Genomic DNA, 14,878 nt, shown 5'->3' on the forward strand with positions numbered 1-14,878 from the left:
TCAGTTTACCGAATGCAATGTCAATGAGGGTTAAGACAGAGTAAACCTATGTAAAGAAGGTTTTTCATAGCACTTTAGCGCCAGTAATTCATGATCAAGTTGGCATATTGAATGATAAAAACCCCAGTAATGCGAGCCAGTTAACGTAATTCAGACTTGATCCTTACAGTAATCATATTAGGGCATAAAATCTAACTATTAGCGCTTTAATGGAATAAATTATGAACCGATTGATTGGCCAATTACTGTTACTTCTTTGTGTATTGATATTAGCTCCAAGCTCAATAGCCAGTACCGTGGCCTCAACAGACAACTCAATTTGGTATACTCAGCAAAACCAGCAGCCAGTGGTAAAGCTGCATTTCTTTTGGTCGAAAACCTGCCCTCATTGTCGTGAAGCCCATCCTTTTATTGATGCTCTAGGCGAACGTTTTGACTGGATCGAATTACACGACTACGTCATTAGTGAACCCGGCAATGTTGATAAACTCATGGAAATGGGTCAAAAAACAGGTGTTGAACCCAAATCGGTGCCCTACTTTGCTATTTGTGGTGAGGCCGTAGTGGGTTATAACAGCCATGAAGTGACTGGACGTTTCATTCTAGAGCGCTTGGTTAACTGCTACCAACGCCAAGGTGGTAAAGCAGACATTGGTGATAAGCTTGATGATTTCCTCGGAGCTGCGCCAGTTGCAAGCGCACCACTGTTTGAAACCTGTAGTGACAATAGCGACGATCCACAAGCCGAAGGCTCATGTGGTATGTCATTTGACCAAGCCAGCGACATAGCCCCTGCGCCAACGGTTCAGCCTGTCGACATTCCACTCATTGGCGCTGTACATCCAGAAGAAATGTCATTGCCGGTTCTAACCCTAGTATTAGCAGGTGTTGATGCCTTTAACCCGTGCGCCTTTTTCGTGCTGCTATTTTTACTGAGCATTATGGTGAATGCTGGCAGCCGCAAACGTATGCTGTTGGTGGGCGGTATTTTTGTATTTTTCTCCGGTCTTATCTACTTTGTATTTATGAGCGCCTGGCTTAACTTATTCCAAGTTCTCGGCGGCGGTGATGGCGGTATCATTATCACTTGTGCGGGGGTATTGGCGTTGATAGCAGCAATCGTCAATATAAAAGATTACTTTTATGGCCGAGGCGACGTTAGCTTATCCATGTCGGTGGAAAACCGTGGTTCGCTTATTAAGCGTATGGGGAAATTATCTAAAGCCAGTTCATTACCAACAATGATTTTAGGTTCAACTATTCTGGCAATTTTAGCTAATACCTACGAGCTGCTCTGCACCGCAGGCTTTCCAATGATTTACACCTCAGTGTTGTCATTATCAGATCTCGATACCATGCAACGTTACTTATACCTCATCGCTTATAATGTGGTTTACGTTATACCACTGGCCGCTATTGTGATTGTCTTCTCAATGACATTAGGTAAACGCAAACTCACCGAAAAAGAGGGTGAAGTGCTTAAACTGATGTCAGGCATAATGATGTTAGGTTTAGGCAGCATGTTAGTGTTTAATCCTAATGCTCTACAAAATGCGGTCTTCTCGGTCGGCCTGATCCTCGGCTCAATTATATTGACCTTTATCATTGCCAGAATTAAACGCTACATAGTGCAAAATAAAGCGGGGTAAATGTAAAACTGTGCAATGTTGATATGATTTAATCTTGGCATGAGATAAGCTCAATTGATCGAAAAATCTGTATGTTAACGTCAACATACAGATTTTCTTTGTGCCAGAGGACAGTTATGAATCGCATTTTACTTATCGACGATGATATTGGTTTATCCGATCTACTCAGTCAATTACTTGAGTTAGAAGGATTTGCACTAAGCCAAGCTTACGATGGTGAGCAAGGGCTGATGATGGCACAACAGCAAGACTTCGATTTAATCCTTCTTGACGTTATGCTACCCAAGCTTAATGGCTTTGAAGTATTGCGGGCTTTACGGCAGCGTAAACAAACTCCAGTATTGATGCTCACCGCCCGCGGTGATGAAATCGATCGGGTTGTCGGTCTTGAAATCGGCGCCGATGACTACTTACCAAAACCGTTTAATGATCGCGAATTAGTCGCTCGAATTCGTGCCATATTACGGCGTGCACAAACCACCCAACAAGATAGCCAAGCCCATGAAATGATGCAGTTTGGTGATTTACGACTCGATCCGACCCGCCAAGAAACCTATTGCAATGAGCAACTGATTATCCTTACTGGTACCGAATTTTCCTTGCTGTTCAATTTAGTTGAAAAATCTGGCGAACTGGTGACCAAAGACTCGTTAAGCGAAAATGTATTAGGCAAAAAATTAATGCCATTTGACCGTAGCTTAGATATGCATTTATCTAACTTACGTAAAAAATTACCTGAACGCCAAGACGGCCGCCCACGAGTTAAAACCCTCCGCGGTAAAGGCTATATTTGGATACCGTAATGCTGAAAAACAATCCATTTAATCGGCTGTTTTTTAAATTATTGCTCGGCTTTTGGCTATGCAGTTCGTTAATTATTGCTCTAGTGTCGTTATTACCGCTATTACAGCAAAGCCATGATCGCTCACCTTTACCACCTAGCTTAGAGCAGGTGCTAAAAAACATCGCTGAACGAATACAACAGCAACCACAGTTACTCGAAGGCAAAAGCCTCCAACGTCTGCATCGTAGTCGCAATAAGGACGGAAGCCGCAACCATGGTCCTATGCGGGTATATTTAACCGACGGCGAAGGACAAGTATTAAATACTCAACGAGTATCACGCGAATTTAGACGTTTTCAGTTGATGGCAGAAGAGGCAGATCAGCCCATTAGCCACCAATTTAGAGATGAATTTATTTTTGGCCCCTATTCTTTTGAGGTCAATGATAAAGCCTATCAGTTATTTGGCCGTTTACCCGATAGTCATCCTCGGCCATGGTTTTTATTCTTTGCCGATAATAAATTACTCACAGCAGGCTTAGCCATTTTATTATCTGGGTTATTATGTGGTTTGCTGGCGTGGTACTTAGGTAAACCATTACGCTCGCTTAAACACAGCGCTAATGCCCTCGCAAGAGGTGATTTATCGAGCCGAGTTGATGCAGCCACAGCGAGTAGACGTGATGAAATGGGCCAGTTAGCCCAAGCGTTCAATGGCATGGCTGACGCAGTACAAACCATGATTAACAATCAGCAACGATTAATGGGTGATATTTCTCACGAACTGCGCACGCCGCTCACTAGACTGCAATTAGCCTTGGCCCTCGGCCGTAAAAAAGGTCAGCAAAGTGAAGAACTAGAACGTATTGGCTATGAAGCTTTACAGCTTGAAGCATTAATCAGTGAGTTACTTACCCTATCTCGGGTTAGCTTGGCCAGCCATGAAAATAAAATCGAGCTCGAATTAGCCGAGTCATTAAGCCAAGTGTTAGATGACGCTGAATTTGAAGCGGAGCAGCAAGGAAAGCTATTACAAATTGATATACCAGAGGCACTGCAATTACCTCTTCACCCAAAGACACTCTCGCGCGCCATAGAAAATCTGCTGCGTAATGCAATTTGCTATGCCAACAGTCAAATAACCATCAGTGCGGTCCAGGCGGGTAAACATATACTCATTACAGTTGAAGATGACGGTCCTGGTATCGACCCCAAAGAGCTTGAAGCTATTTTTAAACCTTTCTATCGCCCAGATACCGCAAGAGACAGAAAAAGTGGCGGTTGGGGATTAGGCTTGGCAATCACCCAAGCTGCCATTACGCTACATCAGGGCAGCATAGTGGCAGAAAATCTGATTGGCCCGACGGGCAAGCGCCAAGGCCTTAAACTGAGTATCAGTTTACCGGTAAATTAGGCTAGCTAATAAAGGCAACAACTTCACCTGTGCATGCTTATCGTCCTGAATAATGGCATTATCTAAAACCCCTGCACACGCAGGGAACAAGCAAACATCAATAACAGCTCAGTTTCATAAAACGACACAGCTAAATTAACGTTGTAAACATTTAATAGAAAAGCAATTCAACGATAAGCATGTATTTAGGTAAAAATTACCCTTAACTGGCAACATTTTCCGATTAATGTAAGCAGCCTGAGCCGCTTAACCTTTAGGCATACTTATCTTGACCGCTACTAACGTTTAGCAATCACCCATACTGCGTGAACTATCCCTGGAATGTAGCCTAGCAAGGTTAAAATTATGTTTAATAATAAGGTTTTACTTAGCCCTACTTGTAGAAAAACCCCAAGTGGCGGCAGTAAAATTGCGATTATAATACGTAATAAATCCATGATATTCTCCATTTTGAATGACTGAGGTTAGCGGTTCCCCCCAGCGTGTATTAACTAACTTGCATTGATGGTCATAAAGTACAACGCAATTACCAGACCACTATTGCAAGTGTTGCTATTATTACCCTTAATGAGCATCATTTTTTAAACAACGACAACACCGCATATATTGACTTATTAGTATGCCTTTAGTAGAAAAAAGCCCTTTTTGCATACTGCAAAAACATTAGCGGATAACGCTTACAAGCTTTGGTGTCGGTGACGATTATTTGCTAATATTGAATAAAGACGGGCTTGTACCTTGCGGGTAATCTTATGATTTGTCGATTTTTTTTAAATAGCATTCCTCATTGCAACCACCGCTCATGCTCAACATTAAGTCGATGGATTCTCCTATGGAGTTTAGTCACTACTTTTGTTTGCTTGACCAGCTTTGCGCCTACTTATGCCCAGGCAGCCCCCTCGCCCAACACGGTGAAACAACTCATACAAATTAACGATCCAAGCAGTGCAATCGACATTGAAATACAAGGCTCTGTCGTCAATCTGCATGGCTCCATCACCGAGCAAGCCAGTAAAGAACGCATACTGCAAACCATCGCCGCCTTACCTGGTGTGACTCAGGTTGTAGATAATATTCAATTACGCGCTATGGAGCCGTTATCTTTAGCTCCTCTGCAGCAAGATGCACGGCAGTTTTGGGCCAAAACCTTACAGTATTTGCCCAGCTTAGCCCTAGGACTGGCAATATTTTTGCTACTCTTTTGGCTTTCTCGCCCTATTGCTCGCCTGCTTATTCAGCCCTTAACTTGGGTCACACAGAGTGAACTTATTCGTTTAGTGATGCAGCGCAGCTTTAGTATGCTGATCATATTATTAGGGCTGTATATCTTTTTGCGTCTCGCCGGCTTAACTCAGTTTGCCGTTGCCATTATTAGTAGCACTGGGGTAATAGGTCTCATTTTAGGTTTTGCCTTTAAAGACATCGCCGAAAACTTTATTTCCAGCTTACTGCTCAGTGTCCAGCGCCCGTTCAAATTAGGCGACGTCATTGCTGTGGAAGGTCAATTAGGCATTGTAAAAAAAGTCACCGCAAGGGCCACTACGTTAGTCGACTACGATGGCAACCACATCCAAATTCCCAATGCCACAATTTATAAAAACGTGATTAAAAACCTGACCGCAAACCCAAGAATACGGGGCAATTTTATGATTGGTATTGGCTACGATACCAATATTCGTAAGGCTCAGGACATCGCCATGGAGATCATGATGGCTCACCACGGCGTACTAGCAGATCCTGAACCGCAGGTACTGATAACCAACCTAGGTTCTTCCACTATTAACCTGCAAGTGTATTTTTGGGTTAATGCAGAAACTCATAGTGTTCCAAAAGTGGCTTCAATTTTAATGCGCTTACTGGTGCGCGCTTATGAAGCGAATAAAATCAGCATGCCAGATGATGCTCGCGAACGCATTTTCCCTCAAGGGATACAATTGGTCTCCAGCAGACATCAGCAAGACCAAACTCAGTTAAGTGGCCAACCAATAACGGAGCAAGCTAATTTACCAAATGAGCAAAAGATTTCGGAGTTATCCGATGAAGTCCATGATGATGCGAGCGTTGATATCAGCAGCGATACTGATGATATACGCCGACAGGCAGCGCAATCTCGCGATCCAGAGAATGGTGCTAATATTATCTAATAACGATGTTCACAACCTATATTCAGCCTAATATTGGCGATAACAGCAGTAAAATCGGCTGCTAAAGTATCAATAAATAACTGTTCTTTAATTAGCTGTGACGGCCTCAAATACAGTTGGCGCCAAGTCTTCATCAAGGATGATCATTCGTGCTATACCGCCCATTTCACCAAGTCGGCATTGATAACGTCTCGCAGAAAAACCTTGCTTAAGGTATAATTCGTCCCTCTTTTTATGCTTCGTACCTAAGGTTGCTATGTTTCATATTGCCCTTTATGAACCCGAAATTGCTCCAAATACCGGAAATATCATTCGTCTATGTGCCAACAATGGCTCACAGTTACATTTGATTGAGCCATTGGGTTTTGATCTCGAAGAAAAGAAACTCCGTCGCGCTGGACTTGATTATTCCGATATGACCAGCGTCACTCGCCATAAAGACTATGCCGCGTTTTTAGAGGCGATGGCAGGAAAACGGATTATTGCCTGTACGACTAAAGGTAGTCGTCCTCATACTCAAATTGCTTTCCAAGAAAATGATGTCTTGTTATTTGGCCCTGAAACCCGTGGCTTACCAATGGATATTATTGATGCAACCCCACTGGGGCAGCGATTACGTATCCCAATGACCGCCAATAGTCGTAGTTTAAATTTATCAAATTCAGTTGCCATCATTAGCTACGAAGCATGGCGTCAACTGGATTTTGCAGGCGCTGAATAATGAAGAAAACGCTATCCCCAGAAACCCAAAATGATGCTTTAGCAATTGCCAAGGCCACTCAAAAGCCTGGACAAGTTAAAGAACAAACTAAGCTGATTGCCGCGGGGATTGAAAAAGGGATAGCGGAATACAAAAAACGTGAAAAAGCGAAAGCTCGGGAACGTGATAAAGCGCGTAAACAGCAACAGAAAAACAAACATGCGATTCCAAGCAATGATGATGCGGATATTTCTTACAATGAGCAAGAGAGTCTATTCAACCCTCTAACATGGTCGTTAGCCGCCTTATTACTCTTGAGTTGGGCAGGATTTGCAGCTTATCTATTTTATCGCTAATTGAATGATTTAAATTAGTTTCTAATCTGTCGGCGGCGCAACCTCTGCCGACGGTTTAAGTAAACTAATGGCTCTAATGACCTGATACTGATCACTGTCATCATCTAAATAATGGGCGTTTTGCTGCCACTGCCAGCCTTTTATTGTCGGTTCTGCATCAGCAATCACGGGATCAAACTGTAACTGCACTAATGCAGGACGCTGATTTATTTCACCTTTACCTAGAAATGAATAACTGCCCGCTTGCTCATACAGGGTCAGCTGTTGTGATATATCGTCGGTGACGCCATTGGCATACAGCAATAAAATATGATCTTCTTGTTGTCTAAACCACCAGGTCTCGCTGTTTGAAAAGCGGCTACCACGGCTAACACTAATGTATAAATTCCGTTGATCAGCCGAACACATTACCGAAGTACTTACCTTGTTAGCAACTGTATTAGGATTAGCTGCATTGCCCTGCCACTCGCCAGCTAATTGACTACAAAATATATCTAAAGTCACTTTGCCTGCATAAGAGGCCGTTGAATGCATTAGTAACAAGATCGCTGTCAACGCTATTATTGATCGATATTTTGCGCTCATCAACCCCCCCTCTTATTAACATATCCTTTCACATCGCAAACAATCCAAACTCAATATAACTAACCCTATCGGCCTCTATTTAGGCGCAGCGATCTCATTGACTCAAAGAATTGAGTTAATGAACTTACTCGATGAACTTAGCTGCTAACGTTTAGCGTCTAAATTTAATCACATTATCAGTTAGATCCATAAAAAATGGCCCACTTATGTGAGCCATCATAGGATATTACGAATTAACTAACTGACTCGCAACTACTGGCCAAAGCCTGTAGCTGTGATGTCGACTTTAGTGACTTCACCATACTGCGCTGCAACATCAGCAATGTTGTCAGCGTTACCAATCAACACAAACTGTAAGTTTTGTTGCGGGAAATATTGCTTAATCAAACGTTGTGTATCTGCAACAGTAAGCCCATCAACCTTGGCTTGGAATTGATTAATAAAATCATCATTAAAACCATACAAGTACATGTCAGACAATAAACCAGCTAATTGACCACTGGTCTCATATTTAGGTGGAAACTGGCCTTTCACATAGGCTTTAGCAGAATCTAAAGTGGTTTGATCAATGCCCTTTTCCCATAGTCGAGCATAGGTTTTTAAGGCTAAATCAATGGCTTCTTTTGTTGTTGATGATTTAGTAAACGTACTGATTTGAAAAACGCCAGATTGCGCATAAGGGCTAAAACCAGAACGAGCACCATAAGTTAAACCAGCATTGACGCGTAATTCATCATTTAACCATGAGGTAAAACGACCACCTAAAATAGTGTTAACGACAGTTAAGCCAACATAATCTGGGTTGTCATAACGAATACCCACGCCACCAATTAAAAAAGTGGTTTCAATTGCATCAGGCTTGTCGACCAACAATACATGCGGCTGAGTTAATGTCGGTAAGTTTTGGCTTAAGTCAGGTTGAACCACAGTTTCTGTGGTCTGCCAATCACCAAAGGCTTTATTAAGCTTGGCGGTCATCTCAGCGACATCAAAATCACCCACCACGTTAATGGTCATGTTGTTTGGTTGATAGTAGCCTTTATGAAAAGCGCGTAACTCTGCAACAGACAGTTTAGCGATAGTGTCACTATTACCCGATACCGGATTAGCATAAGGATGTTCACCAAAAACTAACTTATTGAAGTAGCGCCCGATCACGGCCCGAGGGCTTTCTTTTTGTTGAGACAAACCGACGATTTCACGTTGTTTTAGCTTATCAAATTCGGCGCTATCAAAGTCTGGTTGACGTAATACATGACTAAAAATAGCGAGCACGGTATCGACATCTTTGCTCATCATATTGGCACGAATATAACTGCCTTCTAGATCGGCACTGGTATCAATACTGGCACCCATAAAGTCTAGTTGCTGCTCTATGTCTGCCTTAGATTGGCCCGCAGCACCTAGCATTAAACTTTGTGAGGTAATGTACGCCATACCAGAGGTAAGATCATTCACCGCCCCGGCCTTAACCACGGCATCAATGGTCACTAGTGGCACTTCTTTTTGTACCATTAAGGTCACTTTTAAACCATTATCTAGGGTGACAGATTGGTAGCTTGGCATCACAAAACTCGCCGAGACAGCGCTTGGACTAGTAGAGGCACTATCGGCCGTTGATTGCTGCGAAGTCGCACAACCACTTATGGCTAAACTACAAGTTAACGCGATGGCCGATAACGATAGGTTAATATGGGTGTGAGCTATAGTTTTCATTTGTCAGACTCCTCAGTCGCAGCGAGCACACCGACAGTTCGATTCGCTTTAATTAAATAGGTTTGTGCAACACGCTGGATGTCAGCTGGAGTCACTTTGTTATACGCTTCTGGGGCATTAAACAGTTTGGTGTAATCCCCAAAATACAGCTCGTATGTGCCTAAGGTATTGGCTTTACCGTTAATGGTTTCCATGGTGCGGTAAAAATCCATTAGCTTAATATTTTTGACTTTTTCAAGCTCTTGTTGAGTCACACCCTGGGTGGCAATAAGGTTAATTTGCTCAATTAAGGCTTGCTCTAACGTCTCGGCGCTCACGCCTGCATTCGCCACACCCAAAATATAAAATAAATTAGGGTCGAACGACATCGGCATGTAAGTTTCGGCAGCAACCGCTAATTGCTTGTCGACTAAGGCTTGATAAAAGCGTGAGCTATTACCTTCACTGAGCATTGACGCTAACAAATCCAATGCATAGTAGTCAGCATGGCTAGTTGCGGGTACATGGTAAGCCAACATAATGTTTGGTGTGCTCACAGACTCTTTTTTAACAAAGACTCGGCGTTCACCATTCTGTTGCGGTTCAATAGTACGCACTGCTTTTGGCGGTGCTTGGGCAGGAATAGGCGCAAAATACTGATTAGCTAATGCTTTCACTTCAGCTAACTTCACATCACCGGTAATGACCACTAGCGCATTGTTCGGGGCATAGTAGGTTTTATGGTATTGCTGTAAATCTTCTAAGGTCCAAGCAGCAATATCAGACTCATAACCAATCACTGACCAGCTATATGGATGTGCAGCAAAGGCAACACTTTTTAGCGCTTCTTGAATCGTGCGCCAGTTAGAGTTTTCCAGCCCGGTAGTGCGCTCTGACTGCACCACACCACGCTCGCTTTCTACCATCTCAGAGTTAATATCGAGGTTGGCAATGCGATCAGCTTCTAAATCAAAAATGGTTTCTAAACCATTAGCAGGAAACCAATCTGTATACACTGTCATGTCTTCTGTGGTGTAGGCATTATTCGCGCCACCAGCAGCTTCCATTGTGCGATCAAACATTTTCGGGCCAAACTTTTTAGAACCGTTAAACATCATGTGTTCAAAAAAGTGTGAAATGCCAGTAATGCCAGGCACTTCATTACGCGAACCGACTTTCCAAAAAATATACATGTTGGCATTAGGGATAGAGCTATCCTCCAGCACCATAATCTTCATGCCATTGTCTAAGGTAAAGCTATTGATGTCTTCAGCTTGTGTTGCTAACACGGCAGGCGCACTCAGTACGCCTATCGTCATCAGCAACGCCATTATCTTACGGGTCATATCTCGCTCCTTTTGAGCTATCATCCACAGGTTTATCTAAAATGGGTTTTATTGTGCGACGCTTAATGCGGTTAAGGCAACTTGCGTCATGGTTTGCACACCTACTCTCAAGGCACTTTCATCAACATAAAATGCGGGTGAGTGGTTGCTGGCAACTTGACTGATATCTTGGTCCGCTGGTGTCACACCTAAGAAAAAGAACATCCCCGGCGTTTGCAGCGCATAATACGAAAAGTCTTCCGCGCCAGTCATTAGCCCGGGCTCTATTAACATATTGTCACCCACCACAGAAGCAATAACAGGGCGCATTTTACTGACTAATTCTGGGTTATTAACGGTTACTGGGTAACCAGATTGGATAATAGTTACCGCCGTAGCACCTAGGGTTTTAGCCGCATTAGCAGCCACTTCGGCCAATTTAACTTTAATGTCGGCACGCATCTGTTGATCAAAGGTACGAATGGTTCCGATGAGCTCTACTTCATCGGGAATAATATTCGATCGAATTCCACCATTAATGGCCCAAAAACTCACCACTGCAGGTGCTTTGGTAATATCAACTTGGCGACTAATAATGGTTTGCACACTGTTAATAATTTGCGCTGATGCCACAATAGGATCAACACCACTCCAAGGACGCGAGCCGTGGGTTTGCTTGCCAGTAACCTTAATCGTAAATGAATCTTCACTTGCCATCGCAGGGCCAGAACGCAAGCCTATTACGCCAGAGGGCATACTCGACGTAACGTGCATTCCAAAGACTTGATCGGGTTTACGCTTGGCGAATAAACCTTGCTTGAGCATTAACTCTGCGCCGCCTTCTTCACCTTCTGGAGCACCCTCTTCGGCAGGCTGAAAGATAAACATTACGTCACCAGCCAAACTGTCTTTTACCTTAACTAAATTGTCGGCAACGCCCATCAACATGGCAACATGAGTATCATGACCACATGCGTGCATGACGCCAACTTTTTGACCGCGATAAGTATCGGTGACTTTAGATGCAAAAGGCAAATCAACGACTTCAGTTACGGGTAAGGCATCCATATCGGCACGTAAAGCAATTAAAGGCCCAGGCTTACCGCCTTTGAGTATCGCTACCACGCCGGTATGGGCAATACCGGTTTGCACTTCAAGTCCCAAGGACTTAAGGTGTTTTGCAATCACTTCACTGGTACGAAACTCTCGGTTAGATAATTCAGGATGTTGGTGAAAATCGCGGCGCCATGCAATCACTTTACTTTCAACTTCAGCGCTTAACTCTGCGGCATTGGGCACACTTGCTACGGTTGATGCACTATAAACACTGGAGGCAAATAAGCTTGCAAATACTAAAGCGAGAGAGGTCAGGCGCATGTCCATTCCATTGGTTATTATATGAGTACAACAAAACTACCTTGAAATGACAATTTTGTTAAATACTTTACAGATTTTATAACGCTTCAATTGTATCAATTTATTACCATTCAAAGTACTTAATACAATACTTTTCGATTATGGAATAGTTCGAGGATTACTATTAAAAATCATCGTAAATAATCGATGAATAAAAAGAAAAAATGATTTAATAAAACTAAATGAAAAAATAAAAACAAAGACAACAAAAAACACTTTAAATAAATCACCAAAAACTAGCACAATCGCATCCATTAATGGTAAGGCTAATAACTGCGAGAAACTAAACATAGAAATCATGTTAAAAACTTCTGTAGCATAGTAAGAAAAAAAGCTATTTGAAATTGAATAAACCATAAAAAAGAAGAAAGCATTAGCCATACAAGAATAAATTAAAACTTTATAATTAAAACTATGACGTAGATTATCATCAAATCTAAAACAGTAGTTAATTACTGAATATAAAAATATCTCAAATTCTTTACTGCATTTCCCCCTCAAATTTTCGACACTTAATAAGTCACTTACAATCCAATATCCATCCATCCTAAAAAAAGGATTTAAATTCCATAAAAAAGAAATGTTCAACATCAGTATTGCATTTAATATAATAGGGGAGTCATTTTTAAATACGATTGCTATTAGCAAAGCAGTAAATATTAACTGAAAATAAATCCCACCAAAATCAATCAACAATCGCTCTTTTCTTTTCAACCGCCAGGACTCTGAGAGCTCAGCATAAAAAACAAAAAATATGACATACCAACCCACACCTATTTCAACTTTTCTACAACCAGATTTGTATGCCGCTACAGCATGGCCGAACTCATGACATAACAAACCAATGCCAACTAACGCAATTGTCATAATTTGTTCTGATGATGTTAGATAAAAAACGCTACTATCAATCTTTAAATAATAAAAATAAAATATTAACTGAGTAATTATTGCCAAAAATGACACTGTACTAATAAACTTAGTATTAAAAAAAAACTGCAAAGGGTTAGATATACTATTTACGGCATTTTTATTAAACACTCTTAATTGCATTTGCATATAAAAAGGCTTACCTTTTATCAAAGCAGGCTTTAAATAACCATTACTCTCAGATAAAAGTATACCCCTTGGAACTAAAGTCTCATGCAGCAGAACACTATATTTCCCCCAGTCATCCTCATCAACTCCATCAAAATCATCTCTTAACTTTAAACTCTCTATATCTGTTGGGCTATCAAAGCTTAAAATAAATTTATATATATGCTGTGGCAATGAAAACCTAAAGTCTTTCCCATCATCAGAGGCAACAATACATAACCAAGGATGATTATTACTTAAGTCATGTGATGGAAAAAAATCAACTTCAGCATTTAATAAAAACTTCATGATAAACCCATTACAGTAAAATACCGTAACTTAAGTTACGGTATTAAAATAATTTAAATTATTTTGGTATACATTCATCACCAACACCACTACAACCACCACCACCTGGAGATCCAGGCGCTTCGCCACCTGGACTACCTGGGTGGCCGCCGCCGCACAAACCAAACTCGACGCGATCTTCTAATTCACAGATTTGGAACTCTTCAAGAGTCTTATTATTTTGCATAAGTTTTTCCTTTTCTTATTGGGCTTTCACCCGGTTAACAAGTGCAACTGCACTTAATTATTATTCTAATACTTTGATAAAACCATTTTTAATTAAGGAATTCAATATCGCCATTGAATTATAACCCAACTTTTTTATCGTTAAACTTAATGGATACCAATCAGTAAAATTATTATCGGATAATATTTTAAAAACACCCTCTAACTCAACAGGAACTTTAACACCTTTAGTCGTGAGTGCATTAAACCAATACGACTCGCCACCCTTTACGATAACGGACCAGTTTTCTCTAACAAATTTAATTTTAGCTGGTTCTTCACTTAATATCTGTGTAACAGAATCTGTCTTAGGTATCACCCAACGATGTAAGCATAGTGCATATTCCCATGATTCCGGTGAATTTGAAACTTTTGACTCTAATGATGAATAAAGTGTTTGCATTACATCATTAATGTATGCAGCTCTCGTCTTAGATGATTCTTTTAGTTTTATTAAGTCGGCGAATTCAATAAAACCTTGACCACCAATACTATTACAGAAAACCGGCAATATAGGAAGCTTCAACAATAATGACAACCTTGCTATTCCAGACTTTACAGATAGCTCAGTTCCAAAAAAAACTACACTAATACAACCGTCATTGTTTAAAAAAGATTCAGGACCCATATTGCCGTCAACATAAATACCGCCAACTCTCTTTTCTTTTAAACTACGAATTAGATCTAAACTGACTTTATCGCCCTCAACTTCCAGCAACTTTACTTTACTTGCATGTTCGACTGAACTTTTAGAAATCAAGTCTTTCATATCATAATATGATTTACCCGCTATAGGGGCTACTGTAGGTATATTTAAACTAGCAGCATCAACAAAAAAATGCCTATGAGATCCAAAATGAAAGAGTGCGCACAACACACCACCATATTCGTTTATATAACCTAGGATTAATTCTTTATCCCATCCAGACATAACAGGTTCAATAGAGTAATCACCTTGAGTAAAATTCTCTGAATAATTAAACAATCTTTTGTTAAAAATTTCTTTTTGATATTCACGGTTTTCAAATGCAGAATGAGAAATGGCATCAATTTCAGTAGCATTCATTTTAGATGAAAAAATGCTTTTGAAATTCATATTATAATAAGCCAGTTCAGAACTATCATCAACCATGTTATATCCTTTAAATTAAATTCGTCATCCAT

14 protein-coding genes are annotated in these 14,878 nt (G+C 41.1%); 6 read left to right on the top strand and 8 right to left on the bottom strand.

The features are described from left to right. Positions 1-221 precede the first annotated feature (221 nt). The 3 genes from ACED29_RS14370 to ACED29_RS14380 all read left to right on the top strand — a co-directional run bounded on the left by ACED29_RS14370 (position 222) and on the right by ACED29_RS14380 (position 3,846). A complete protein-coding gene (locus tag ACED29_RS14370; RefSeq protein WP_371697933.1) occupies positions 222-1,649 on the top strand; it encodes a cytochrome C biosynthesis protein in 1,428 nt (475 codons plus the stop codon). 116 nt (positions 1,650-1,765) lie between these two features. After that, entirely contained in the window at positions 1,766-2,452 is a 687-nt protein-coding gene (locus ACED29_RS14375; protein ID WP_124017432.1) for a response regulator, read from the top strand. Next, positions 2,452-3,846, top strand: coding sequence for an ATP-binding protein (locus tag ACED29_RS14380; RefSeq protein ID WP_182723064.1), 1,395 nt, complete (start codon positions 2,452-2,454; stop codon positions 3,844-3,846). The genes ACED29_RS14375 and ACED29_RS14380 overlap by 1 nt, the downstream gene beginning before the upstream one ends. A 278-nt stretch (positions 3,847-4,124) precedes the next feature. Here the strand turns inward: ACED29_RS14380 and ACED29_RS14385 are convergent, their stop codons facing one another. Next, positions 4,125-4,283: a YqaE/Pmp3 family membrane protein gene (locus ACED29_RS14385; protein WP_124017430.1), complete on the bottom strand. Its 159-nt coding sequence runs from the start codon at positions 4,281-4,283 to the stop codon at positions 4,125-4,127. Positions 4,284-4,598: 315 nt separating this feature from the next. Here ACED29_RS14385 and ACED29_RS14390 point away from each other — a divergent pair, with 315 nt between their 5' ends. The 3 genes from ACED29_RS14390 (at position 4,599) to ACED29_RS14400 (ending at position 7,046) form a co-directional block, all read left to right on the top strand. Then, positions 4,599-5,990 (top strand): mechanosensitive ion channel domain-containing protein, encoded by a 1,392-nt coding sequence (locus ACED29_RS14390; RefSeq protein ID WP_371697934.1) that lies wholly within the window; start codon positions 4,599-4,601, stop codon positions 5,988-5,990. Positions 5,991-6,246: 256 nt separating this feature from the next. Further along, a complete protein-coding gene (trmL, locus tag ACED29_RS14395; RefSeq protein WP_124017428.1) occupies positions 6,247-6,711 on the top strand; it encodes a tRNA (uridine(34)/cytosine(34)/5-carboxymethylaminomethyluridine(34)-2'-O)-methyltransferase TrmL in 465 nt (154 codons plus the stop codon). Then, the gene (locus ACED29_RS14400) at positions 6,711-7,046 is read left to right on the top strand and encodes a DUF2956 domain-containing protein (protein WP_371697935.1); all 336 of its coding nucleotides are present in this window, start codon (positions 6,711-6,713) and stop codon (positions 7,044-7,046) included. Before trmL ends, ACED29_RS14400 begins: the two co-directional genes overlap by 1 nt. Positions 7,047-7,067: 21 nt before the next feature. Here the strand turns inward: ACED29_RS14400 and ACED29_RS14405 are convergent, their stop codons facing one another. The 7 genes from ACED29_RS14405 to ACED29_RS14435 form a co-directional block, all read right to left on the bottom strand. Then, positions 7,068-7,631: a hypothetical protein gene (locus ACED29_RS14405; protein ID WP_371697936.1), complete on the bottom strand. Its 564-nt coding sequence runs from the start codon at positions 7,629-7,631 to the stop codon at positions 7,068-7,070. Positions 7,632-7,883: 252 nt separating this feature from the next. Then, complete coding sequence (locus ACED29_RS14410) at positions 7,884-9,347, bottom strand: M16 family metallopeptidase (protein ID WP_371697937.1); 1,464 nt, start codon at positions 9,345-9,347, stop codon at positions 7,884-7,886. Then, entirely contained in the window at positions 9,344-10,657 is a 1,314-nt protein-coding gene (locus ACED29_RS14415; RefSeq protein ID WP_371697955.1) for a M16 family metallopeptidase, read from the bottom strand. The genes ACED29_RS14410 and ACED29_RS14415 overlap by 4 nt, the downstream gene beginning before the upstream one ends. 63 nt (positions 10,658-10,720) lie before the next feature. Then, complete coding sequence (locus tag ACED29_RS14420) at positions 10,721-12,034, bottom strand: amidohydrolase (RefSeq protein ID WP_371697938.1); 1,314 nt, start codon at positions 12,032-12,034, stop codon at positions 10,721-10,723. A 132-nt stretch (positions 12,035-12,166) separates the two neighbouring features. Beyond that, positions 12,167-13,450: a hypothetical protein gene (locus tag ACED29_RS14425; protein ID WP_371697939.1), complete on the bottom strand. Its 1,284-nt coding sequence runs from the start codon at positions 13,448-13,450 to the stop codon at positions 12,167-12,169. 58 nt (positions 13,451-13,508) lie between these two features. Beyond that, entirely contained in the window at positions 13,509-13,676 is a 168-nt protein-coding gene (locus ACED29_RS14430; RefSeq protein ID WP_371697940.1) for a hypothetical protein, read from the bottom strand. A 60-nt stretch (positions 13,677-13,736) separates the two neighbouring features. Continuing rightward, positions 13,737-14,846 carry a hypothetical protein gene (locus tag ACED29_RS14435; RefSeq protein WP_371697941.1) on the bottom strand — a complete coding sequence of 370 codons (1,110 nt, stop codon included), beginning with the start codon at positions 14,844-14,846 and terminating at the stop codon, positions 13,737-13,739. Positions 14,847-14,878: the final 32 nt, after the last annotated feature.

Source organism: Shewanella sp. 5S214 (assembly GCF_041439795.1).
Taxonomy (GTDB): Bacteria; Pseudomonadota; Gammaproteobacteria; order Enterobacterales; family Shewanellaceae; genus Shewanella; species Shewanella vesiculosa.